This is a genomic window from Bradyrhizobium sp., from assembly GCF_028868675.1.
In the GTDB taxonomy this organism is placed as follows: Bacteria; Pseudomonadota; Alphaproteobacteria; order Rhizobiales; family Xanthobacteraceae; genus Bradyrhizobium.
Window position 1 is genome coordinate 1 of the sequence record NZ_JAGWUA010000367.1, and the last position, 1889, is coordinate 1889.

Here is a 1889-nt window from a genome sequence, read left to right on the forward strand (position 1 = left end):
GCGCCGCCGTCGACCGGCAGCGTCACGCCGGTGATGAAGTTGGCCTCGTCGGAGGCGAGGAACAGGGCGGCGTTGGCGACGTCCCAGCCGGTTCCCATCTTCTTCCGCAGCGGCACCTTGCTGTCGCGTTCGGCCTCGACCTCGGCGCGGGTCTTGTGCCATTCGCGGGCGCGGGTGTCGACCGCCATCGGCGTGTTCATCAGGCCGGGCAGGATGACGTTGGCGCGGATGCCGTATTCGGCGTTCTGGTAGGCGAGCTGCTCGGTGAAGGCGATCATCGCCGATTTCGTCGCCTTGTAGGCGACGTAGGGATAGGTGGTGATCGCGGCCATCGAGGAGATGTTGATGATCGCGCCGCTCTTCTGCGCCCGCATGATCGGGATCACCTCCTTTGCCGCAAGGATGCAGCTCTTGAGGTTGATGGCGACGACGCGGTCGAATGCCTCCTCGGTCAGTTGCAATAGCTCGGCATCGCCGCCGGCGAGGCTGACGCCGACATTATTGTGCAGGACGTCGATCCGGCTCCAGCGCGCCCGCGCATCCGCGATCATGGCCTTGATGTCGGTGCTCTTGGTCACGTCGGCCTTGCAGGCCGCCGCCGTGCCGCCCTTTGCCGCGATCATCGCGACCGTCTCCTCGGCGGACTCCAGATGATGGTCGACGCACATCACTTTCGCGCCCTCGCGCGCGAAGGTGAGGGCCGTGGCGCGTCCGTTGCCCATGCCTTCGCCGGGGCTCTGCCCGGCGCCGACTACGATGGCGACCTTGTCCTTCAGGCGCATGTCAATTCACTCCCGGGATCGGGTACTGCGCGAGTACCTCTTTGTAATACGGCTCGTTGTCGATCTTCATCGTGGCGAGCACGCGCACCACGGCGCAATAGAAGGCGATGGTGAGCACGAGGTCGACCATGTGCTCGTCGGAAAGGTGCTGCCTGATCTCGGCAAAGGTCTTTTCCGACATCGCGAGGTCGCGCACCATCTCGCGGGTGCCCCTAAGGATCGCCTTCGCCAGCGGTTCGAGCTCGGACGGCTTGCCCGCGGTCTCCGCCATCAGCCCGGCGATGTCGGCATCGGTGACGCCGAACTCCCGGCCGATCTTCACGTGGTGGGTGAACTCGTATTCCGATTTCTCCAGCCAGCCGACCTGCAGGATCGCTAGCTCCCGCAGGCGCGGGTCGAGCTTGCTCTTGAAGCGGATATAGCCGCCGAGGCCGTTGAAGGCGCGCGCCATCTCCGGCGAGTTGACCAGGAGCTTGTGCAGGTTGGTGTTGCGCTTGAGCATGTCGCGATATTCGGGCGCGACCTGGTCGGCCTCGAGATAGGGCAGGCGGGCCATTCGACGTGTCCTTTCAATGTTCCTGCGATTCCCGCTCCGGCGCCTGCAGCGTGACGCCGCCGTCGACCACCAGCGCCTGGCCGGTGATGTAGCGGGCATGGTTGCTGAGCAGGAACTTGACGGCGTGGCCGACGTCCCAGCCGGTGCCCTCGATCTTCAGGAGCGAAGCCCTGGCGCGGTTGGCGCGTGCGGCCTCGCTCATGCCGCGGGCATAGACCATGGGCGTGTACATCGGTCCCGGGCAGATGCAGTTGACGCGGATGTTGTCGCGGCCGTGATCCACCGCCATCGCGCGGGTCAAGCCGATGATCGCGGCCTTCGACGTGGTGTAGGTCGTGAGGCCGCGCGGCCGCAGCGCCGAGATCGAGGAGATGTTGACGATCGCGCCGCCCCTGGCCGTCCTGATCATGGCGGGGATTGCGTGCTTCGACAGCAGGAACATGCTCTCGACGTTGACCTGCATGACGCGGCGATATTGCTCGGGCGTCTCGTCGACCACGCTGCCGCGGCTGCCGATGCCGACATTGTTGTCGAGCAGATCGAGCCGGGCC

General features: G+C 65.6%; 3 protein-coding genes. All 3 read right to left on the minus strand.

Features of this window, described 5'->3' with window-relative positions; genetic code table 11:
• Positions 1–782, minus strand: a 782-nt coding sequence (locus KGM94_RS25165) for an SDR family NAD(P)-dependent oxidoreductase (RefSeq protein WP_300265447.1), incomplete at its 3' end; no start/stop codon positions are given.
• A 1-nt stretch (position 783) separates the two neighbouring features.
• Complete coding sequence (locus KGM94_RS25170; RefSeq protein WP_300265450.1) at positions 784–1338, minus strand: carboxymuconolactone decarboxylase family protein; 555 nt, start codon at positions 1336–1338, stop codon at positions 784–786.
• 13 nt (positions 1339–1351) lie between these two features.
• Positions 1352–1889 (minus strand): SDR family oxidoreductase (locus KGM94_RS25175; protein ID WP_300265453.1); only part of this gene is annotated, 538 nt, incomplete at its 5' end.

What these genes read in the sequence shown, in the direction of transcription:
- KGM94_RS25170 (WP_300265450.1), bottom strand. Translation starts at nt 1,338, where the DNA reads ATGGCCCGCCTGCCCTATCTCGAGGCCGACCAGGTCGCGCCCGAATAT.